The sequence below is a fragment of the Mesorhizobium sp. M2E.F.Ca.ET.219.01.1.1 genome, from assembly GCF_004016445.2.
Taxonomy (GTDB): domain Bacteria; phylum Pseudomonadota; class Alphaproteobacteria; order Rhizobiales; family Rhizobiaceae; genus Mesorhizobium.
In genome coordinates this window covers 34,218-55,569 of the sequence record NZ_SADT02000009.1, presented here as the reverse complement: position 1 = coordinate 55,569, position 21,352 = coordinate 34,218, and the positions used below count along the sequence as shown (strand labels likewise).

Genomic DNA, 21,352 nt, shown 5'->3' with positions numbered 1-21,352 from the left:
ATGGCGAAGCCGGGGGGAGACGCCGCGAGGATCGCGTCCATCGCTATTTCCGACTTCCGTGCCTTTCCTTCATTGGCGCCGGCCTCCATCCTTCTCGATGGCAAGAACCTGTTGGTCTGGGGCGAGAATGGATCGGGCAAGTCCTCCATCTACCGTGCGCTTCGTGGTCTATTCTCGGTTGAGGCGCAAGATATTTCGCCGATGCGCAATGTTTTCAGCGAGTCAGCTGAACCGAGCGTCAAGGCCACACTGACCGACAAGATCGAGCTGCTGTGGTCGCAGGCAGTGCATCCGACCGCAACGGTGCTGGATACGGCGCGAAAGTCGGCCTTTCTGAGCCATACGCGGCTGATCGAAATGAACACGGGCCGGACGGCGAACGACGCCCCGAACCTGTTCACCGTGGCGGTGGAAAAGCTCCTCGCCGATTACGAGGCGACGGTCGCAGGCGGACTTAAACGGACAGTCGGCGAACTGTGGGCGGAAGTGGACGCAGCCCTCGAGCGCCGCGTACAATACACGAGGGGAACTCGTCGTCCGTCGGATTTCGCGGAGAAGGTTAAGGCAGCCTGCGACCAGTTCAATGAAGGAATGAAGCAGGCGCTAGAGGCGCTGGAAGCCCATGCCAAATCCGTCCTCCGCAAGCTGCTCGACGTTTTTCAGCCGGATGCACTCGACCTGGTAGGCTTCACCTTCTTCGGCGTGACTTATGACGAGAAGAAGCGCGAATTCGTCAACCAGACGCTGACCGCAAGCGTAAAATTTCGGGATCATGCGCTGCCGGCGCCACCCAATTTCCTGAATGAGGCGCGCCTTTCCGCGCTGGCGATCGCGACATATCTTGCTGGTCGCCTCGCCTGCGTCCCGGAAAATGACAAGGCGCTGAAGCTGCTAGTGCTCGACGATCTGCTGATCAGCCTCGACTATTCGCATCGCCGGCCGGTGCTGGACCTGATCGGGGAATTGTTCAAGGGGTGGCAGATCATCCTGCTCACCCACGACCGCTTCTGGTTCGAACTCGCGCGCGAGCAACTGTCGGGCGAGCCGTGGAAGGCGATCGAGATATATGAGAAGCTCGACGCCGATGGCCTGTTGCGACCAGTGATCTGGGAGAGCCAGGAGGATCTGGTCACGGAGACCTTGAAACAGGCGGGCAGGTTCCTCGACGATAATCATCCCGCAGCCGCAGCGAACTATGCCCGCACGGCGTGCGAACTGACGCTGCGCCGCTACTGCCGTAAGCACAACATCCCGTTCGGTTACATGGATGATCCGCAGAAGATCAAAATCGAGGATCTGCTCAACAAGGGCGAAGCCCACGCGAAGGGGAACACCGGCCGCGAGGCAGCCTTCAAGGGATTGAAGAAATACAAGAAGCTCATCCTCAATCCGCTCTCGCACAATCCCACGCAGCCTATCGTAAAGGCTGACGTGACGGCGGCGATCGAGGCCGTGAAGGAGCTTGTGAAGGCATGCCAGAGATGAGCTTCGCTCTAAAGATGACTTGGCACCCAAGCGCCGCGATCACACCATTTGAACCGTCAATCGTCGGTCCCTCTACGAAACGCCGCTTCGTAATCGTTCCGTTGAGGTTCCGGTTCCGGACTAGCTGAAAAGACGAAAGACCTGATCCAGCGCCTAAGAGTATCCTCGACATTGCGGAACAGATCGCCCTGGTCGCCACACGACTACCGCGTAAAGGGTATCGGCACGGCTTCCCAATTATCTTAGGCGCTGACCAAGTCGGTTCTGGGCGATAGAACGATGTCGCGCAGGCGCTGGATAACCCCCGAGGTCGATTGCGCGAGGTCGACCGTGACAAAACGCAGCTCATGCCCCTGGATGCGTACCGACTCGTTGACATCGGTATCAATCGACGGATGGATGAACATTCCCGAGGCAGTCAGCGAGAGCGCATTGTCCGCCCGTTCTTGGCTACGGAGATAGGCGTACAGTTGATAGATGTAGCCGCTCTTCAGCACAGCGGCGCGGTGCTGTGAGCGTCCAAAGACTGACGTGAATTTGGTGTCGATAATGAGACGCTTCCCTTGCCCTGCGTGCTCTAGAATGATGTCAGAAATCATCCCCGGCATGATCGCGGCGATACCACGCGTTTCGGATTCGATCTGCCATTTTAGAAACTTGCCTTGATGGACTTTCCATCCAAGGTGCGGCAATTCGGCAGCGTAGAAATTTCCAATAGCTTTCTCGAACAGGTGGCGGACGAGCACGATGTCCTTCTCCACGCGTGTCAGTGTGTGCCCGCCGGAATCTTCGGTTGGCAATACGAGGTCGAACACCAGCCGCGCGAGAGTCACCATCAAAAGGTCGTCGGCATCATGCCGCCCGATGCGATCTGCGCTCAGCTCGGCGCGCGAAGGCTTGATCCCCCCGACGCCTTGGCGCCCCAGATCGCCGGCTAAACGGCGGCATTCATGGGCCAGCGTCCAGTCGTCGAGACGGTTTGCGAGAGAATCCAATGCAGCCCGGACAAGACGATTGCGCGGCGTGTCGAACGTGAACTCCTCGAATCGGCATGCAACCATGCCCTTGCTCAGCAGGTCACCTGCGAAGGTATCGAGGATGTCGATGCGCCCTCTAACGCGGGCGAGTACAGCCCGCTTTTGCAGGTAGCCTCTGCTAAGATTTCGCCGCAGCCGCCGATCGACGGCATAACAGAGGATTCTGCCAATCAACGACGGGAAGTCCGGCGAGTCTTCGACCGCAGCTGCGTGCTGGCCGTGCAATTGCGCGAGGTTGTGGGCATACAGAAAGAGCAGCCAGATATTGCGAACTGGAATGCCGCCGATCAATCTGCTTGCGTCTTCTCCGGGCCTGTCAATCGTCGTGGCCTGCATTATAGCCCTTCGAGCAGCTTTTGCTTTGCTCCAGCCACCTTTTCGGGCGCGTCGAACCAGTATTCTTCAAGCAGCGGCACAATTTCCGTGCGAACGACGTCGCCGAACCATCCCTTCGCGTCACCGGCCAGGGCCCCGGCGGGCGTCACGTAACTATGACCGATGCGGTACTGATGCCCAAGAGAGCGATCCTCGCCGATCTCCTCGTTGAGCGCATTCATGCGCCGCTCGATGAGTGAAATGGCATCCACTGCAAGTCCACATTTGTTAGCGCACCAATCCCGCCACAGGCCATTGAGCTGCGGCTCAAGGGTGATGAACGCGAAGCGACGGCGAAGGGCCAGGTCCACAAGCGCCAGCGAGCGGTCGGCGATATTCATAGTGCCGATGACATAGAGGTTGCGCGGCACGTAAACCCGCTCTCCGAGCTCCCTCCGATAGGCGAGCTCCATAGCTTCCTCGCGACTGCGCTTTGTGTCCTCCAGGAGTGTCAGCGCCTCACCGAAAATCTGTGCCGGGTTGCCGCGATTAATCTCCTCGATCACGAGAACGAACGGCCGATCCGGCTCGGCCTTTGCGGCTTCGACGATCTCCAGAAACACGCCGTCGACCAGCGCAAGCTTGCCGTCACCCGAGGGTCGCCAGCCGCGCACGAAATCTTCGTATGAGAGTGAAGGATGGAACTGCATCACGCGCAGACGGTCGCGCGTGACTTTCGGGTCTTTTGATCCGATCAGCGCGTAAGCAAGCCTCTTGGCGAGCCACGTCTTGCCCGTTCCTGGTGGTCCTTGCAAGACGATGTTCCGCTTGCTGTCGATGCGGGCCAGGATGCCGCTGATTTCTTCCTTGGCCAGGAAGCAGCCATCGTCCGCGATGTTGTCGACCGTGTATGAAGGGGCTGCCGCCTCTTCCTCGGTTTCGAGTGCATCCGTCTCGAAAAACTCTTCAAGGCTCGCCGCCTTTTGCTCTGGCCCGTACCTCTTGGCAAAATAGGGCTGTCTGATCCAGAAATCGTAATCCTGTTTTGCTCCCGCAAAGGCGAAGACGATCAGCCTTCGCGCGAGCTCATCACTCGCATCGGCTTCAACGACGGTGACCCGGTACGTGTAGAAGAACCAGTCGCGGGGAGGGTCTAGCACTTCCCATTCCACCTTGACGGTCCTGCCGTCGCCAAGGTTTTCAGTGATCGTTCCGATCGCCTTTATGCGCATACAGGACACGGGCTGTCCGCGGTTATCGAACGGCAGATTGTGCTTGCGCACGAACGCCGCCTTGATGGCGATGCGGTCTCCCCGCTTCATGCGGCGAACTTCATCGCCGAACTTGTCTTGGTAGCCATTCTGCCAAATGCCCTCTGACAGAAAGCGCGGCGTTTGATCATCCGTTCCCCAGGCCGCTCCTACAAACCAGAAGCTGCGTGCCGGATCGGCAAATAGCTCCTGTCCTGTCACAACCTCTGGCGCGGGCTCCTCCTCGTCTTCGGCGGTCTTGAACTGCGATTGGACCTCGCGAAAGATTTGTAACGCGCCCGCATGAGTAAGCGACGTATTCAGGCCTTCCGAAGTCAGTGCCCACACGCCGCGTTTCGCGGCGTCGATCAACCCGGCCTTCGCCAGATAGAAGCGCGCCCAGGCGACTTTGTTGTTAAACTTGGATTGCCCGCCTTTATTGACCCCTTCGATTTCCGCGGCAGGAATGTCGAGGTGATCTTTGATCCACGCGAATACCTTGTCAGGTGTTGCCGAACCGCCCTGCGCGCGCAGCGCGTCGAGCACAGGATTGAAGTAATGAACGAAACGCGGCCCTCCTGCGTCATCGTCATCATTATCGGAGGGCATCCCCAGTTCGTCGGGAGCTATCCTAGCCCATTCAAAGACCGCCTGTTGCTGTTCCTGAACAAATCTGTGGGGGTCATCGACGGTCAGGCCAACCTTCTTCACCGCCGCCATGAATCCTGAAAGGGACTCGCCTTCCAGCCTACCCGTTTCGACATTATCTTTGCTGACGACGATGGCCGAGATGAGCGGCCATCCGCGCTCGCGAGAGATCACTACGAGCTGGTCGAGCTGCAGCGGCAACGGACGCCGGGCTTTTTTCCACGCCAAACCGCTCGCCGCAGCAACTTCGCCGTACGAGACAAAGCGGCCTTGCCTGGCACCGTCGAGAATAGCTTTGTAGCTCTTGTTGATGTCTAGGCTCATCGATCCCCCGTTGCCCCCGATATTGCGTTGTCCGACAGCGATGGGCAAGTTTCCCCTCGCGCCCTCTTTCGTTTCCAGGAACTGCAAAATCAAAGACTGCTTTCGTCTGAAGCCGTTCGGCGTCCCACGAAGGCGGGCGACGGCGACAAGCCAAGTTGGTCAGGACAAATGCGGGGCAGGGATTAGCGGTCCCCATCGCCCTTTGGTGCACTCCCCGGCGTGCCACCGGCGGCACGCTCCAAGTCCGCCATTTTCTTGACCAGGGCGAGCAGATCGCGCTTGGTGCCGTGCGGAAGAGACACGACCTGTCGCGCGAGTTCCATGCTGTCGCGCGCTTCTTCCGGCGTGCGGCCCCATAGATGCGGGGCAGCGCTGTACAGCATTTCCATCGGCATAAATCCTAGGATTTCGCACAGGTGGATCATCCTGGTTACGTGCATCTTTGAAAAGGCACGTTCATAACGGCCATAAACCTGCATCGAAAGGCCAAGCAAGGGCGCGAGCTCCGCGCGCGTCAGATCCTTGTCCTCGCGCGCCTTGCGGATGAACTGAGCTATTCTTTCGTCAATCTCGCCAAAGGTTTTGATGCCGTCGTATCCCGGGCGGCGGAAAACAGGTTTATCGATCTCGGGATCAATCGTCTCGACCAAATCCATTTTGTCTCTATAGGCATCCATATCCTTAGGCACGTCCCCTCCCTCCCACTGAGAGAAAATTAGATGGCCTTTGCTGCAACCATTCGCCAAGCACCCGGGTTTCCCTCGAACACAGCTTCGACAAGTTTTTCCCCATCGACCCACCCCCGATGCGCCAGGAGTTCGCGCGCGATAGAATCTCTGCCATTCCTAATACATCGCTTCACGGTAACCGTCGATCCAGTCCCGTGCACTGAGATATCCCAATTGGATAAGCGAAAGAGCTCGCCTTTGGCGGTTTCGTCAGATGGCCGGATGGCCGTATCGAGAGCGGATTCCATAAGCCCGTTCAATGGGGAAGCAGCATTCGAGCCTTCACCCAAGTCGATGCCTTGGCTTCCGGCCCATGGTGCGGCATAGATGCCAATAAGGATACCGATCGTGATCCCGAGCGGGAAGCTTCGACCGGGCACGGATCAATAGCCGTTGTCCCGAAGGAACTGGTCGATGGCCGCCTTGATGATCACGGTCATCTTGATGTCGTTGTCGAAGGCGGCTTTTTGCAGTCGCATCTTCGTGTCGTAGTCCAGCGGGCAATTGACGTAGTGCTTGGCTTCCCGCGCGTGCGCCCGCTTCAAGTCGCGGAGGCGATAACGTCCCTCCTCCTGAGCCAGGGCACGTTCGAGCGCCTTGCTCTTGCGCTCTTCCCCGGTCGGGTTTGGCAGACCGCGCCGAGGCCGCTCACTTGTCGCATCCGCTTCTGAAACCGGCAGCACTGTTGGCCCCTGTGCGGTCATTCGGGCCTCCTCTTCCGACACAGAGGCTGGTTTCATTGTGGCTTTGGATGTGGCTGGCTTCGGCCGCCGAGGAGCGATCGGAAAGTCAGAGACGGACAGTTTGCCTGGTTTAGACATTTCCCACCTATTTCCGGGTTGCCGCGAGATGGTGATCGAGCTCAGCCACAAACGCCGCGATCTCCGCGCGACCCTTCATGACCGGATCAGTGAGCTCGAGCATCTGCAAGGTGCCGAGACCGTTGCGGATTTCGCGGTAGCAATTTCTTTCGGTGAGCTCGGTTTCCATCAGCGTCGATTCATAGCCATTGTCGCGAAGGTTGGCGATGAACGGACGGATCAGCCTGTAGGCCTCGAGAACGCGTCCCGGCAGGGCGATGCGCGTCACCACGTTGAGGTGGGGAATCGCGCGCCCCTCCCGGTCGCCAATATCCGCCGTGATGGTGGCGGCTTCGCCGGCCGCCTTAATTTCATCCTGGTTCGGCTGAAGAGGCGTCAGCACCAGGTCAGAGTTGCGGATGATCGTGTCGCGGATGACGCTGTCGACACCGGGAGAGTCCATCAGGATTACGTCATAGACGCCGTCTTGTTCGGCCAGCACGGTTTCAATGCTTCGCTGCGTGGCCGCGCTGTGCAGCTCGATGTTGGCCGGAAGATTGTCCTTGGCCTCACATCGCTTCCACCATTCGGCGAGGTTCTGGCGCGGATCGGCGTCGATCAGAAGAACCCTCTTTCCCTGAATAGCGTACTCGCCGGCAACGAGGATAATGACCGTCGTCTTCCCGGCGCCGCCTTTGCCGCTGATCGCGCAAATCCTTTGAGGCATATTTGATCTCCCTCTTTTGATGCCAAAGCCGAACACGACAGGCCGTCGCCACGCTCTGTATCCTCGTAAGCGCCCGGTCATGACCCAGGGCTCTTACCGGCCATCGTTTTGACCGCTGCCGCGATTGGCTTTGTGCTCGCGGATGAAGTCGGTCAGGCATTCGAGGCCGAAGTCTGTGAAGGCAGGGATCTGCTGATCGTCGGGCCCGTAGACCCAGAGGCAACCGTCCTCCGGTTCCATGTCGACATAGACCTCCCACAGCAGTTCGGCATCCTGGCCGAGCATTTCGGCGGCGAGCGGGAGGGTGTAGACCCGGGTGATAGCAGCCACGGTCAGGCCGCCAGTCTGGTGCCGGATCGGGCGCGCCAGTTCCAGGGGAGAAGCTCGTCGATGCGATTGGCCGGATGGTCGCTGACGCGGCCGATCAGGTCGGCGAGATAGGCCTCCGGATTGATGCCGTTCAACTTGCAGGTCTGGATCAGGGTGTAGAAGACCGCGGCGCGCTCGCCGCCGGAGTCCGAGCCAAGGAAGGTCCAGTTGCGTCGTCCAAGCGTCAGGGGGCGGATCGCCCGTTCGGCGGCATTGTTGGTCATCTCGAGACGGCCGTCTTCGGTGAAGCGGCAGAGCGCCTCCCAGCGATTGAGGCTGTAGCGGATGGCCTTGGCGAGGTCCCCCTTGCGGCTGATCCGGCCCAGGCTGGCCTCCAGGTAATTCTTGAGGTCGGCCAGCAGTGGCACGCTTTGAGCCTGGCGCGCAGCCAGACGAACAGCAGCGCTTCGGCCATTGATCTCGCGCTCGACGGTGAAGATCGCGCCGATCTTGTCCAGCGCCTGACGCGCGATCGGCGATTTGGTCTTAGCGTGCTCGTCGAACAGTTCGCGCCTGGCATGGGCCCAACACGCGACTGGCTCCAGGCGCGGCCGACCGGTGATCGGATCCGGTTCGTAGAGCTTGTCAAAGCCGGCATAGCCGTCGGCGTGCAGGAAGCCGGATGCCGGCGCCAGCAGGGCTTGGGCGTGCTCGCCCTTGCGGTCAGGCGAGTAGCGATAGAAAGCCGCCGGAGGATTGGGCGAGCCCCAGGTGCCTTCGTCGCGCACAACGACCCATAGCCGGCCGCTCTTGGTGCGCCCGCGTCCGGGATCCTGAACCGGGATCGGCGTGTCGTCGGCATGGATGGCCGGGCCGGCGCGAGCGTAGTCGCCGATGCGGTCGGCAACCGGCGCCACCAGCCAGGCGGCCCGTCCGACCCAGTCGGCCAGGGTCGATCGATCCAGGTCGACGCCCTCGCGGGCGTAGATGCCGGACTGTCGGTTCAAAGGCAGGTGGTCGCAATATTTGGAGACCAGTACGTGGGCGATCAGCCCCTGGCCGGGTCTGCCGCGCTCGATCGGCAGGCTCGGCATCGTCGGCTGGGTGATGGCCTCGCAGTCCCGGCAGCTCAGTTTCGGCCGCACATGCACGATGACTTTGAAGTGTGACGGCACATATTCCAGCACCTCGCGTTCATCGTCGCTGATCCTGCGCAGCCGCTCGGAACCACAGGCCGGGCAGGCGCAAACCCCGGCATGGGTGACAATCTCGCGCGGCAGGTGATCGGGTAGCGGCCGGCGATTGCCCACGCGCTGTGGCCTGGTCGGCGCCGGTATCGCGCCCGGCATCGCCGCAGTCGCATCCTGGCCGGCTTCGCTGGCGGCCTCGGCCTCCTCGAGATCTCCGATGATCAGCTCGAGCAGATCGATCTGGCGATCGAGCTTCTCGGACGACTGGCCGAAGCGCGCGCGCCGCAGCGTCGCCAACTGGGCTTTCAGCTTCTCGATATGCAGCGTCTTGGCGTAGAGCTCAGCCTGCAAAGCCGCTGCGAACGCGCGCAGCGCGTCCGGATCCGACGGCAATTCCGCAGTGGCGAGAGACATGCCGGCTTATAGCAAAGTCATGACTCGCGAGCGAGAATAAATCCTTGGAATCAGGAACTTATTTAGATGGCTTCGGGGCGCGTGACCGGTTCCGGCGCGACTGTCCGCCGCCAGTCGATCCCTTCGACGAGCAAGGCCAACTGAGCCGGTGTCAGTTGAAGCCGGCCTGCCACGATCGGCGGCCAAACGAACTTTCCCTGCTCCAAGCGCTTGGCGAACAGACACAGCCCACTTCCGTCCCAGGCCAGGATCTTCAACATGTCGCCGCGCTTCCCGCGGAACACAAACAGCGCCCCGGAGAAGGGATCGGTGGCCAGCACGTTCTGGACCTGGGCGGCCAAGCCATCCATCCCTTTGCGCATATCGCATGGCTGCGTCGCCAGATAGACCCGCACCCCAGACCCGGGCGCGATCATGCCGCCGCCTTCAGAGCCGACAGCACCCGCCGCAGCGCCGCCTCGCTGACCTCGGCGTCCACCCGCACGCGCACGCCGCCGAGCAGGACGATCTCAATCACACCGCGCTGTTCCGCCCCACCCGCCGCGGCTGGTGCAGCAGCTGGCACGCTGCTGATGACCTCGACCGGGATCAACTCCAGCGGCAAAGCCGTCGACGCCGGCGGGCGCATCTGCCGGCGCCAGGTGAACAACAGGTTCGCATTGATGTCGTGCCGCCGCGCCACCAGCGACACCGACGCCCCGGGCTCACAGCTCTCGGCCACCAGCCGCTGCTTCTCTTCGAGCGTGTATGACTTGCGCCGGCGGGCGCGCGCCGTCTCGCCGCGAGAATCTTGGCCTGCCACTCCATCCGTCGCGATCGTGTCCATTAAACCCCGCTCGTGGACACTATCTTCAGCGTCCGGAGCCCGACCCCTATCCGATCCGATCCTCGCCACGGAAGGCGGTCGTCACCGGACGCTTACGTATCCTCTTGGGCAACTGCATTTCCATCTGAAGTGAATGCTGGGTTCGCATGGCGGTTTACACGATGCGATTAAGCCTCACTATCCTAGCGTGTGATACTTCAATCACATCTTACTTTCACATCGTAACGTCATGGCATGTGAACACATCGTGTGAACAAGTCGTGTGAAATCGGATCAACCGCGCGTTGCCGAGCGCTTGAGTGATCCTGGAGTCTCCACGGTCGCCCAATTCCCGTGCTTGACCGATGAAGCCGGCCGCAGGCCTTCCCGTTCCTTTTGTGGTGAACCCCGGAGCCGCGCGAAGGCCGTCTGTGACGCTCGCACGCAGTCCGCCAGGGCGAAGAGCGGAGCGTCCCTTGCGGGCGAGTACGAGGGGCACACAAAGGCCGACAAAGCGGTCCTGGAGGTGAACCCTGGAGAGCGTTTTAGCGTTTGAAGCGGCAGGGGCGAAGACCCTGCCGGTCGTTTCGATTAGGGCGAGCGAGAGTTGTGTCTGCTCGAAAGTTTCTTCGGTTGAGTTTTGATTCAATGTCTATTGATGATGGCAGGATACGGAAAAATGTGCGACATTTTCCTGACGATCGAGGAACAAGCCCTCGATGCCTGCCGCAAGCGCCAGAGAGAGGGGCCCAAGGCCAATGGACGACGCGAAATTCGAGGTCCGGCTCGAGCCGGACCGGAAGGGTCGAATGGTGCATGCCCGCGTCAGCGCGGACGAATATGCGGCAATCGAAAAGGCCGCGAAGGCGGCCGACATGACGGTATCGGGATTTTTCCGCTCGCTAGTCCTCGAAGGCGCCGGAGTACGACCGATCCTGACTAAGGATGATCGGCTCGTCATGGCGCTGCTGCTTGAGGACATGCGCGCTATCGGGGTGAACCTGAACCAGGTGGCGCGATCAATAAACAGCGGCAAGAGCATTCACCCGAGCGAGCTCGACATCAATCTTGGCAATGTGCAGCGCATCCAGGCGGCGGTGATGGTCGAGCTACGATCGCTGTCGAAACGTGCCGGCCATAAGCGGCGTGGGGAGGGGTAGGTCTTGGAAATTTTCTTCGGCGCCTTCACGAGCGAATGGGAGCAGCGTCGTGCGGCGTTGCTGCATGAGCTATCGCTTGGGCCAAAACGTCGTTCGTCGGCCGAAGATGAAATGAAGCGCCGATTGAAAGCTATGGCCGAGCCAGGCGGCGGCGGTTCTGGTGCAGGCGGTGGCGGTGGCAGCCGGCCTAAAATGCAACGGGCGGCCGCCGGGCCGATCTTCGCGGCCGAGAGGCGGGCGGCAGCGGCGTCCCGTCCAATCGAAGCGCGGTTAACGGCGGTTGCCCAGGGCAGCCAGCCCGCGGTTATCAAAATGGCATCCTACGGCGCCGGCGCGAGGGTAGGGGCGATGCTGAATTATGTGTCGCGCGGTGGCGAGCTCGCCGTCGAGAACGAGAACGGCGAGCGCATCAGCAGCCGCGAGGATCTGGCGCGGTTGCGGGGAGACTGGAACCATCTTTTCCAAAACCGCGCAGAGAGCCGCGATATTGGAAGCTTCAACACAGAGATTGCGACTGCGGTGGTTTCGTCAGACGAGGCGATGCATGAGCTGGTCAGGAACAGTTTGACGAGCGCGTTCGGCGATCGACGCTATGCTTACGCGGTCACGCGCCAGGGCAACGGCGCGCTGACGGTTCAAGGTGCGGTTGTGCTCAGAAGCGGGCAGAGCGAGCGGCTGAGTGGCGACGACAAGGCCGCCAGTATCGTTCAGGCGCGATATGACGCGAGTGCGGCCGCGCAGGATGTGGCTGCGCGGTTCTGGTTCCAGGGCTACGGCAATGGTGTCGAGTATGGCGCCAGCTCGTTGCGAAGCCTGGTTGAACGTCATGGCGGCGACGTTCGTGACGACCGCGGCCAAATCGTCGGTGACGAAAAGCTCGCTGGCGACCTGGTGCAAAAGGAATGGCGCGGTGATCTGCACAGCCGCAAAAGCCGCGACGTCATGCACCTGATCATGTCGGCCCGCGCCGGCACGAATGCCGAGGCGTTTGAAAACGCTGCACGCGACTTCCTGGCCGAGCAGTTCGCCGGCCATCGCTACGTGTTTGCCATGCATGATCCGGCCAATGATCCGAAGGAAGAAGGGGAGGGGGGCAAGCGGCCGCATGTCCATGCGCACGCGATCATCACCATGCGATCGGAATCGGGTGATCGGATCGACACGACCCCGCAGGTGTTTCGGGAGTGGCGGGCCACAATGGCGCAGATGGCCCGGGCGCATGGAATAGCGATGGAGATGACCGATCGTCGCGAGTTCGCCAGTCCGCCCGCCTTCACCCGCAATCAGGTGAGGCCGGTGAGCAGGGAAGGGCGGACCGAGCACGTCGGGACCAGCGAGGCGGCACAGGGACGGTACGACGCAAAGCGGGGCGGACGGCGCAGTTTGGCGAAGGCCGAAAGGAGCCGGGAGTATGCCATAAAGGCAACGCAGAGCTGGGAGAAAATTGCGCTCGCCAGCGGTGATCGGCGTGTTGTCGCTTATGCAGAACAGCTGCGGGATCATTTGACAGCAAGCCTTTCGGCAGGTCAGGCGGAAGCGAGCATAAATGTCGTCCGTGCAGATTTCGGGTCCAAATTCCGCGCCAATCTGGTAACCTTGCAGGAAGTCGTTCTGGAGGGTCAGGAAATGCGCGAGACAACGCGGGCAGAGTTTGAAGCCTATGAAAAGAAGGTCGAGACGGCCTTGTTCCGGCTGGAGCGGAGCGTCGGTCCGGACGAGCGAGACGACTTTGATGAAGTCGCGTCTGTCGCCCGCGAGCATGTGAACGGCCGGCGCGAGCTCATGGAGCTTTACGAGATGAAGGGCCAGGCACAGGAGAAGCAGGGGACTGCGACCGAGCGAGACGAAGGCCAGGAGCTTCGAGACGATGCGAATGAACAGTGGGATGCGGCAGTCGCCAAACACGGTGAGGCGGTTGTTGAGGCGGCCAATGACGTTCTTGTGGACATCGAAACCAGTCGCGAGGGCTTGGATAGAATCGGGGCCGGTGAGCTTTCCAATGACGCAAGGGTATTCCGCGCTGAAATTGAGCGCGGACTGGCTCGCGCGGCGGAGCTTGCCGTCCAGGGCAACACCTATATGCGCGAGGTAGCCGAGAAGGATCCGGAGCTCAAGCGCGCCATCGAGGCGGCAGAGCAGACCCAAGAGCGGCCGGCGGAAGACAAAGGCAAATCCCCTGCAAATGTCGATACCGTGACCGAACAGCAGCGAGATCCTCGCCCCGAGGAGGCCGAGCATCGGCCGGACGAACCGGCCGAGCAGGCTCACGGATTGGCGTCGGCCGTAGATGTTACAAATCGGCTGCAGGATAAGGTAGCCAGGGACAAGGAGGCCGCACAACGAGGCGGTGAAACGACGCGGACCGATCCGGCCCAACAGCATATTCCTCGCCTCGAGCAGTTGGAGCGGGAGGAACTAGAAAGAAGGGAACGCGACCGCGACGACCGGGACCGTTAGAGGACCATGTTTGATCGACAGGACTACGTTTACCAGAGCAGCGACCCGAAGGGTGACGAAGGGTTTGGCAAGGCATTTGCCATCGCCATCTGTTTCGTTTTCTTCCTGGGTGCACTGCAGGTTGCTTATGAAACGGTGTCTGGCTGGTACCAAAACTTCATGCAGTGGGGCAGCGAATTGCTGGCTTTTTTATCCGGCTTTTGGCCGTTCTAACAGTTACGGGCCGCTGGCGCTCAAGTCTTATGCAAGGAAGAAATGGCAGACGAACCGAACCGGAATCCGACTGCTGACGAAATCGCCGGTACAGTGGTGGAATTCGCCTACCGATGCTGAGCGCGCAAACTGGCTCGCCAGGGCGGATTCAGCAGTGCCTGCCGAGGCCTGGGCAACATATAAACGTCGGACCGCTCGATCTACAGCCTCCCGGAGGGATCCACTAATTCCACTAATATAGACCGTGTGGTAGCCATCCGCGTCCTCACGTGCCGCCGTTTGAGACGGCAATCGAGAGCGACAACCCGCCGAGCTTTACAGCCATAAGGAAAGTCGGCGGCCCATCTTTCAATGGGCATTGCCTGAACCCGCCGACCTGCGGATTGCCAGTGGCCCCGCGATTCGGAGCTTTGCCGGAACGAAGGTGTGCCGTCTAGCAATGTAGGCGTGTACAATTCCAGGTGCAGAAGTTTTCAACACTCTGCATTAATCCACAGCCGCCGGCCGATGATGCCGGTTTTTTTGTTCTGTGGTCCTGCTTCTACGTGCCCCACATCTCTCCCGTGGGTGCGCATGGTTCCGAGGTTGGTCACATTAGCAGATGCTTAGGAACAGGCCAAAAAAGATGAGGGCCGGCGTCTACCCGGCATCAGCCCTCTGGCTCGCGCCAATCAAGGAGGAATCAAGGCGGCAGCGGTGGAGAGGATAGCGGTATCACAGAAAGAGGCCAGCCGTTAGCATGAGCGACTGGCCCCAATACACTCGCAGGCGACCCGGGGAATTAGGGGTTTGGGGGACGTTAGGTCGATACTGCGGGCTGTTATCAATGGTAGCACATTAGAGGCTGCTTGGATAAGAAAATCGTCACCGCACCGCAGTACTGTTGTCGTTGCTTGCGGGTCCGGCGAAATTGCCGTTCGCTGGGTGACTGAACCGTTTCTGTGGCTTCCTTGATGGGTTCCGGTGCTTTGACCAAGCAGCTGTTTGTCAGCGGATGTCGAGCTGGGTTACGCGAACGTCGTGACCCGAAACCGCCGCTCCCGTCACGCTTCGAGAACGACTGCTGTGCGCCTCACTTCGGTCGTTCGGGCGACTGTTGCGATCGCCGAATAGCGGCTATTTCAATGTTGCCGCCACCCTCGGCCGGGAACACGGAATCGGATTGAGGATTTCCATTTCACGATATCGATATGAGCTAGACGGAAGCTTGCAGCAGACGTTCCTTGTGCTTGTCGCCTTCTTGTGAGATCGATGGCACTTCCGTGGCTCCGCAATTCATGATAGTGCCAATTTTCACAGGCGCGCGCTGCGGCAGCCTGTCCTTATACTACTCATTCATGTATTCAGGCGGACCGCAATGGCGCAGGTGGCTCCAGACCCCAATCTCCAGGCTAATCCGTCAGCTGGACGAAACTTGTTTACGGCTGCTGATACTATAATCGGCAATCGTACAGCGTACGAATTTTGGCTGACGCTGATAATCATAGCCTTTGGTCTATCCGTCATTCTAATTCTCTTATGGCATTTCCGTCGCACAAATCGATCAAGTACGGAAGATTTTACCCGATCAGTTGTTGTTATCATGGTTGTCACTGCGGCACTTATACTTGTCACGGCGGGATATAGCAACGAACAGATTGCGCCAGCATTTGGGTTATTTGGGACCATCATCGGTTACACACTCGGTCGATTGAGTAAAAGAGATGACAGCGCCGACCCAGAGGGCTAGATGCTATCGCATCTATAAGGGGGCAGTCGCCGTCCCATTCTTTGGGTTGGTGCTCGGTTCGATGGCTTTTCCAACGAATCTTAGAGCAGATTCACTACCGCAATCGCGACCACCCCTCGGAACGGCAGAAAGACAAGTTCCGGCACTTCGTAGTATTACTCTGGCAAAAGAGGCTGTTTCTGTTAGTAACTTGGGGGACGCAACACTCTCATTTTCTGTATATCTTAACGGTGCTTGGAAAAATTATAAGTTATCATCAGGAGAGACGGTCCAGATAGAATGTGATTCAAGCCAAGATACAGTCTCCATAAGCTACCATGATGGCTCAGTTGCTCAGGTAACAAATATCTTGCTTGGTAAACGCTACGCCCTCTATTGGAGTGCATCTGATGCTCGATGGAAGCTGTCCTCTTTCAATGAACTTGGGAGCGAAGGCGGTTTGGAGGCGAAATAGGGTGAAAATCTTGCCCATGTTCACGATTGTCGCCGCCATAGTGCTCACATTGATAGTGCAGGCGTCGGCGGTCTCTATCAATTCCGAGAATGCCAGCGACCTTGATCTTCAAATCATTACGGATCAAGCATCTGGGACTAAACTGGGCATTCCACGCAAGATCGTAGATCGAGGCACGAGAACTAAATTTGGTAGCCATTGGAGTACTCCGGATCAGAAGTTGAAAATAGACACTATGTCTATCAGCGATGGTACGTCACTGGTCCAACTGTATACCGAGGTCATTGCGGTGCGAGGGCGACTTCTTACAAATATCAATCAGGTTCAACCAAACAAAGACAGATTCATCATAAATGCCGACAATAAGGACGGCTCAGCCATATATTTCAGTGCACATCGGAAGGGCGGCACACTAAAAGTACTGCAGATCGTATACTCAAAAGTTCCCGATTATTATCCGGTGGCATTGACCATCTATCAGACGTTTATTCCATTCCCGAGCACCGAAGCCGTTGTCGCCAACTTCTGTTCGGCAGATCGGTCTAACCCTCAAAATTCGGCATACGTGGCCGCGAACGCAACAACTGCGAACGTTGGAGAGGCAGTTGCGATCGACTGGAAGGTTTCTGAGGAAAAGACGGATCGCCCTTTGTATCTGGTGGTTTTGGTGTCGTCGCCTACGCGGTTTTTGGGAGAAGGCTTCTACGCACTGAGCAACAGCAGTGCCGGCAATCCCAGAGGCGTCAGCTACGGGATTGGTGAGAATCGAGCCATCTTTCCGCTTAGCACAGCCTTCTCTGCGCACTCTGGTGTCCTGAGTGTGATGCTCTATTCGGCCGGAACAACCAGAATTCAGTGGGCTTTAGTCCAAGGAGGGGAATGTCAAAGAATCGTTTCCCAAGGGTCGCTGCATAAAATAACTATTACGGCCAATCGAGTCCAGGTCGTCGCTAGAAATAATTTCTCAATATTGCCCCCCGTGAAGATCGTGCAGGCCGTAAGCGCCCCTTACAAGGCATTAGATTATGGGTCTTGGTTTGAAATAATAGACGGAAAAACTGACGCGTTTGTTCTTCGACGACAGGGCTACGATCCCACGTTTTCACCGACCGGGCGTTTTCTAATTGTAAGGAACGTTGAGCGAGAGAGAGTTGAAGTTATCGATCTGGTCGCATCTAAAACATTGGGTAAGTTCGATGCCCATGAAATATCCTGGACTCACGGAGATAGCTTCATGTACGTACTTGGAGCTCGGGATGATGAGTTAACAATAGTCCAAACTCTCCGCGGTGCGCGAGATGAAATCGACGATGTTGCGCCCCTGAATCCTGTCGCGGCCGCCGGCCCCGCCCATAATAATGCAGACGAATTCGCTCCGACAATAGACATCAATCCCTCTGTATCCGGGTGCTTATATTGCTCCGCTAGAGATGAGGTTGAGTTTCAATTATCCATAGACGACGGTACGGTCGCCGTATACGAAACGTACGCGGCGAACCGAGGGAACGCATCGGATGAGATCACTGTTTACGACTTGGGCGCTCATTCCGATGCTCAGAAATATAGCACCTCGCAAGCCGGTATTGAAAAATTTGAGACTGATTTTGGGATGCCCTGGCCCCGCATCGATGGCTGGGATGCTCAGGATGGAATCCTAACTGCGATCTCCGAAGGGGTGCCTCCAGACACAGACAACAACGGCTTTGGAATCCTCAGTAGGCTTGAGGTGTCGGGAAATATTTCAACACTCCAGAAGCAGCCATCAGTCCCTGCAACGAGTGTAGATTTGTCGCATCCCACGGCGGAGATCGATTTCTCAAACGTAACCGAAGTGCTCTCTTTACTTGCAGATAAGCAGATTCCAGGCCTCAAAGCCCCTCGAGACAGACGCAAGCTCGCGCAGCTGCAGAAAACACTCTCCAAGATCTACCCGAACGACATTGCCCAATTCGGATCGGAAGATGGCTATGGCACTGCGGCGCTTCCCGACCCACACGCGAGAACTGAAGATACACCATACAAGATCGAGTTGACGATGCCAGGGCGTTTGGTGTGGACGTGGAAACAAGGTATAGCTCAGTATTTCTTGACTCAGTCGGTGGATGCAGGTCGCAACGGTCATACGTTCGATTTTAGAATACTGCGAGATGAGGCAGGCCGCCTCGAATATTCTGATCTTAAGGCAGATTCTACGCGCTTTCGCCTCGGAGCAGATGTTGGCGATCATGATGAGCAATTTGAGTTAGGCGACGTTCGAACAGAACCTGAAGCAGCCCTCACCGAGTCGTCGCTCGTGTTCTTGGCCGCCGGGCGATATCTACTGCTAGCAACGAAACCTGTTGCAAGCATCATTGTTTTCGATTTAGCCGAGTGGAGAGTGCGTTGCAGCATCCCGGCGCCGGTGGATGGCTTAAATATTGAAGCGTTGGCCGTTACTGAGGATGTATCCCATGTCATCCAGGAAAATAGGGATAGCACCTTGGCGGTCTATGATTGCGCCAATGGCCAGATGGCGCTTCGGGGAGCGAACTATGATCGGGAACTCGTCTTACTCGATCGAAACGGCTATTATGACGCGTCGGACGAGGCAGCAGATTACCTTGAAGTTCGAATTCCTGGGATTTCTGGGCGCCATATACTGTCACAGTTTGCGGGGGTGCTCAGGAGACGAGGCATTGTGGAGCAGGTACTTGAAGGGAAACCGACACTCGCGGCCCCCAAAATAACCGCACCCCCGCGCTTAGAGATGCGCGACAATGGAGCGTCAAAAACATTGGCGGCGGCAAGTGACGGTGGACTAAAGTTCGTGCAGGTTTACGCTGACGGACAACCAGTTGACAGAATAGATGTGTCTGGCAGCGCCGCCGAGATATATGTACCTGAAAAAGACCTTGTAAGAGGCAACGTGACGGCGTTCGCGATTGACGCTAGTGGATTGGTCAGTGCTCCGGTGTCCTTACGCCGAGTACCGAGCGGCCGCCGCGTCGGGATGGCTTACGTTGTTTCAGTCGGCGTCAACGCTTATCCACTGCTGCCTGCGGAATGCGGAGATACTGGCAAGGCAAGCTGCAATCTGTCGCTCGCCGAAGCCGACGCTATTCGAATATCAACAGCGGTCGAAAGATCGGAAGTATATGAACGCGTAATCCCGAGGGTTCTTCTGGGATCTGGTGCTACGCGGCAGACGATTCTTGATGAATTAAAGAGGGTTGTTCAATCGGCGCAACCGGACGACACAATTGTCCTGAGTTTCGCCGGGCACGGATTGCGCATTCGGGATCACCTCATATTGGCGCTATCCAGCACTTTACCCGAGGAATTTGCTATCGAAGCCACTTCCTTACCCTTTGAGCGGATTTCAAACGTAATTAAATCGGCAAAGGCGCGTGTGGTAGTTCTTTTGGATGTCTGCCATGCCGGATTGTCTGGGGTGGCGAGTATTGCTACCAACCAAGAGGCAGCTGACCAATTGGTCACAGACAGCGGCGCTTCAGTAGTTATATTCTCTGCATCCCAGGGGGCGCAAACAAGCATAGAATCTTCTGCAAATGGTGGTGGCCTATTTTCGCTGGCGTTTGACCGAGTGATAGATAGAGATAGAGAGAGGTTTGACATTGATGGGGATGGGGTCATTGATGCATCTGAGTTGTTTTTCGGATTGAAAGCGATCGTCTCGAGAGAAAGCGGTGGATTCCAGATCCCAACCTTCAAGCGAAACTTGCTACTGGGAGAAGTTGCTCTCTTCTAGTCGCGCGCGCGAACCAGTCTGGACGCCTCCGTCACCCAAAGCCCCGCTTAGCTCGGCCGTGACGGAGTTTTCGAACGCCCTCGCCAAAACGAGCCCGCCGAAGGTTGCTGCACGGCGTGGTGATGCATCGGCTGTTGAACAAGAAACAGAGTCCCCTCGGGCCGTCGATCGCCACAGCCTGGCTCGAGGCCTGCATGACGCTGCTCGAAAGTGCACGGCAGGGGGAATAGCGTATCACGATTTGGAGCCCGAGGAGGCGTTCAATCGGCTCGATGTGCTGAAGGCCAGGTCGCGAGTAGGTCCGCTCTGAGGCACCGCAACCTGGGCGACCTAACGGCAAGTCCAGACGATGCCATCCAGGTCCAGTTGATGGATGGACAAACTCGCCGAGCCACGGAAAATCCTTGGCTTTGGCTTGAACAAACGTTGCGGGTCGGCACCACGCCGGCCTGCAACGCACCGATGTTGGTTACACAGCACCGGGTTCAATGACGGACCTTGGCGCCTATCCATCGCGCAAACAGCCATTAACTGCCGCCCTTATTAGACCAGCGAGTTCGATAACCCTAAATTTTTGCTGCGCCAGCAACGCGACTTTAAGGATCTCAAGACGAAACACGATCGAGCAAAATGTAAGGCGGTTCTCGAGTTCGGCGAACCGGAAGCTGACGGTCCGCTCGCAGCCCCAAACTGCCAGTCAGCAACGCCCAATTGTCGTTATGAGTCGGGGCGGCGCCGATACCCGACAGCTGCCCTTTGTTCATCAGGAGCGCTCATCAAAAATTCTGCGAATAATCTCGTCGGTATCTGCATCAAAGCAGCGCCCATGGCTCAACAGGACTCGCCTCGGGCGCCAAGAGCGAATTCTTTCGGCAACGACCGCCGCTCTTTGGCGCTGGAAGAGGAGCGGCAGACGCATTCCAAAGAATGTCCGGCCGTGCGGGTAAGCCATGCCGGAAAGCTTCGTGGCCGTCCTCCAAGGCTCATCCATTTTGTCCAGTTCCAGGTTGATAATCGTGTCCGCGAGGATGAGGCTTCGGGTTTCCCGGTGGAAGAAGATGAACTCCTTAAAATACCCACCGGGAAACAGCATCTGGTCTATGTCCGTGCGCCACTCCTCCGGCGGGGTCTGGCTGAGGTCGCGGTTAAATCGAACGCGGATATGCCGTGCTTTCGCTCGTTTGCGCACACCCGGCGACGCCCACGTGAGTGCCTGGGGGAACGCCTCCGCCCACTCTCCTATGTGAGCGTAATGGAACTGGTTCGGAGAAATGAGGTGGCGGACCTTCCCAAGCCTCTCAAGCTCGGTTGCCAGCTTGGTATCGAACTTAGTGGGCGAATGAAGGAACAGATCACCGTTGGACAATCGGACGACCGTCATCCGAGTGGGGTGCGGCAGTGGAAGCCTGACACCGGCAATGATCACGTACTCGAAAGGTCCGTCAACGATGCCGATGTTCGGCCCGACGGCTTTGTAGATGTTGATCGGTTCATAGAGTGATGCGGCCATTGCGGACCCCACTCAACCATTGCATCCTCGCCGGCCTGTTGCGTGCGGG

The 21,352-nt window shown here is 58.2% G+C and carries 16 protein-coding genes; 6 read left to right on the top strand and 10 right to left on the bottom strand.

Features of this window, described 5'->3' with window-relative positions; translation table 11 throughout:
* Positions 1-1,485 (top strand): hypothetical protein, encoded by a 1,485-nt coding sequence (locus EN862_RS32955; protein WP_127868760.1) that lies wholly within the window; start codon positions 1-3, stop codon positions 1,483-1,485.
* Positions 1,486-1,727: 242 nt separating this feature from the next.
* Here EN862_RS32955 and mcrC read toward each other — a convergent pair whose 3' ends face one another.
* The 9 genes from mcrC to EN862_RS37465 form a co-directional block, all read right to left on the bottom strand.
* Positions 1,728-2,858 carry a 5-methylcytosine-specific restriction endonuclease system specificity protein McrC gene (gene mcrC, locus EN862_RS32950; protein WP_127868759.1) on the bottom strand — a complete coding sequence of 377 codons (1,131 nt, stop codon included), beginning with the start codon at positions 2,856-2,858 and terminating at the stop codon, positions 1,728-1,730.
* Positions 2,858-5,059: an AAA family ATPase gene (locus EN862_RS32945; protein ID WP_127868758.1), complete on the bottom strand. Its 2,202-nt coding sequence runs from the start codon at positions 5,057-5,059 to the stop codon at positions 2,858-2,860. The genes mcrC and EN862_RS32945 overlap by 1 nt, the downstream gene beginning before the upstream one ends.
* Before the next feature lie 182 nt (positions 5,060-5,241).
* Positions 5,242-5,715: a helix-turn-helix transcriptional regulator gene (locus EN862_RS32940; RefSeq protein ID WP_245519797.1), complete on the bottom strand. Its 474-nt coding sequence runs from the start codon at positions 5,713-5,715 to the stop codon at positions 5,242-5,244.
* 455 nt (positions 5,716-6,170) lie between these two features.
* On the bottom strand, positions 6,171-6,491 hold the full coding sequence (locus tag EN862_RS37070; protein ID WP_245519796.1) for a hypothetical protein: 321 nt from the start codon (positions 6,489-6,491) through the stop codon (positions 6,171-6,173).
* Between the two features lie 124 nt (positions 6,492-6,615).
* The gene (locus EN862_RS32925; RefSeq protein ID WP_127868780.1) at positions 6,616-7,314 is read right to left on the bottom strand and encodes a ParA family protein; all 699 of its coding nucleotides are present in this window, start codon (positions 7,312-7,314) and stop codon (positions 6,616-6,618) included.
* Positions 7,315-7,407: 93 nt separating this feature from the next.
* Positions 7,408-7,644: a hypothetical protein gene (locus EN862_RS32920; protein WP_127868756.1), complete on the bottom strand. Its 237-nt coding sequence runs from the start codon at positions 7,642-7,644 to the stop codon at positions 7,408-7,410.
* Positions 7,645-7,646: 2 nt separating this feature from the next.
* Positions 7,647-9,227 (bottom strand): IS66 family transposase, encoded by a 1,581-nt coding sequence (locus tag EN862_RS32915; RefSeq protein ID WP_127868755.1) that lies wholly within the window; start codon positions 9,225-9,227, stop codon positions 7,647-7,649.
* Between the two features lie 62 nt (positions 9,228-9,289).
* On the bottom strand, positions 9,290-9,643 hold the full coding sequence (gene tnpB, locus EN862_RS32910; RefSeq protein ID WP_127868754.1) for an IS66 family insertion sequence element accessory protein TnpB: 354 nt from the start codon (positions 9,641-9,643) through the stop codon (positions 9,290-9,292).
* Positions 9,640-10,053 carry a transposase gene (locus EN862_RS37465; protein WP_127868753.1) on the bottom strand — a complete coding sequence of 138 codons (414 nt, stop codon included), beginning with the start codon at positions 10,051-10,053 and terminating at the stop codon, positions 9,640-9,642. Before EN862_RS37465 ends, tnpB begins: the two co-directional genes overlap by 4 nt.
* Before the next feature lie 737 nt (positions 10,054-10,790).
* Between EN862_RS37465 and EN862_RS32900 the strand changes: the two genes are divergently transcribed.
* The 5 genes from EN862_RS32900 to EN862_RS32880 all read left to right on the top strand — a co-directional run bounded on the left by EN862_RS32900 (position 10,791) and on the right by EN862_RS32880 (position 19,793).
* A complete protein-coding gene (locus EN862_RS32900) occupies positions 10,791-11,192 on the top strand; it encodes a MobC family plasmid mobilization relaxosome protein (RefSeq protein ID WP_127868752.1) in 402 nt (133 codons plus the stop codon).
* A gap of 3 nt (positions 11,193-11,195) precedes the next feature.
* Entirely contained in the window at positions 11,196-13,649 is a 2,454-nt protein-coding gene (locus tag EN862_RS32895) for a conjugal transfer protein TraA (RefSeq protein WP_127868751.1), read from the top strand.
* Between the two features lie 6 nt (positions 13,650-13,655).
* The gene (locus tag EN862_RS32890; protein WP_127868750.1) at positions 13,656-13,862 is read left to right on the top strand and encodes a hypothetical protein; all 207 of its coding nucleotides are present in this window, start codon (positions 13,656-13,658) and stop codon (positions 13,860-13,862) included.
* Positions 13,863-15,219: 1,357 nt separating this feature from the next.
* Positions 15,220-15,591 carry a hypothetical protein gene (locus tag EN862_RS32885; protein ID WP_127868749.1) on the top strand — a complete coding sequence of 124 codons (372 nt, stop codon included), beginning with the start codon at positions 15,220-15,222 and terminating at the stop codon, positions 15,589-15,591.
* A gap of 470 nt (positions 15,592-16,061) precedes the next feature.
* Positions 16,062-19,793: a caspase family protein gene (locus tag EN862_RS32880; protein ID WP_193771620.1), complete on the top strand. Its 3,732-nt coding sequence runs from the start codon at positions 16,062-16,064 to the stop codon at positions 19,791-19,793.
* A gap of 763 nt (positions 19,794-20,556) precedes the next feature.
* Here EN862_RS32880 and EN862_RS32875 read toward each other — a convergent pair.
* The gene (locus EN862_RS32875; protein ID WP_127868747.1) at positions 20,557-21,303 is read right to left on the bottom strand and encodes a DUF4336 domain-containing protein; all 747 of its coding nucleotides are present in this window, start codon (positions 21,301-21,303) and stop codon (positions 20,557-20,559) included.
* Positions 21,304-21,352 lie beyond the last annotated feature (49 nt).

Bases quoted from the DNA above. Each gene is read 5' to 3' on its own strand.
- EN862_RS32955 (WP_127868760.1), top strand. From the start codon at position 1: ATGGCGAAGCCGGGGGGAGACGCCGCGAGGATCGCGTCCATCGCTATT.
- mcrC (WP_127868759.1), bottom strand. From the start codon at position 2,858: ATGCAGGCCACGACGATTGACAGGCCCGGAGAAGACGCAAGCAGATTG.
- EN862_RS32945 (WP_127868758.1), bottom strand. From the start codon at position 5,059: ATGAGCCTAGACATCAACAAGAGCTACAAAGCTATTCTCGACGGTGCC.
- EN862_RS32940 (WP_245519797.1), bottom strand. From the start codon at position 5,715: ATGGATTTGGTCGAGACGATTGATCCCGAGATCGATAAACCTGTTTTC.
- EN862_RS37070 (WP_245519796.1), bottom strand. From the start codon at position 6,491: ATGACCGCACAGGGGCCAACAGTGCTGCCGGTTTCAGAAGCGGATGCG.
- EN862_RS32925 (WP_127868780.1), bottom strand. From the start codon at position 7,314: ATGCCTCAAAGGATTTGCGCGATCAGCGGCAAAGGCGGCGCCGGGAAG.
- EN862_RS32915 (WP_127868755.1), bottom strand. From the start codon at position 9,227: ATGTCTCTCGCCACTGCGGAATTGCCGTCGGATCCGGACGCGCTGCGC.
- tnpB (WP_127868754.1), bottom strand. From the start codon at position 9,643: ATGATCGCGCCCGGGTCTGGGGTGCGGGTCTATCTGGCGACGCAGCCA.
- EN862_RS37465 (WP_127868753.1), bottom strand. From the start codon at position 10,053: ATGGACACGATCGCGACGGATGGAGTGGCAGGCCAAGATTCTCGCGGC.
- EN862_RS32900 (WP_127868752.1), top strand. From the start codon at position 10,791: ATGGACGACGCGAAATTCGAGGTCCGGCTCGAGCCGGACCGGAAGGGT.
- EN862_RS32890 (WP_127868750.1), top strand. From the start codon at position 13,656: ATGTTTGATCGACAGGACTACGTTTACCAGAGCAGCGACCCGAAGGGT.
- EN862_RS32885 (WP_127868749.1), top strand. From the start codon at position 15,220: ATGGCGCAGGTGGCTCCAGACCCCAATCTCCAGGCTAATCCGTCAGCT.
- EN862_RS32880 (WP_193771620.1), top strand. From the start codon at position 16,062: ATGTTCACGATTGTCGCCGCCATAGTGCTCACATTGATAGTGCAGGCG.
- EN862_RS32875 (WP_127868747.1), bottom strand. From the start codon at position 21,303: ATGGCCGCATCACTCTATGAACCGATCAACATCTACAAAGCCGTCGGG.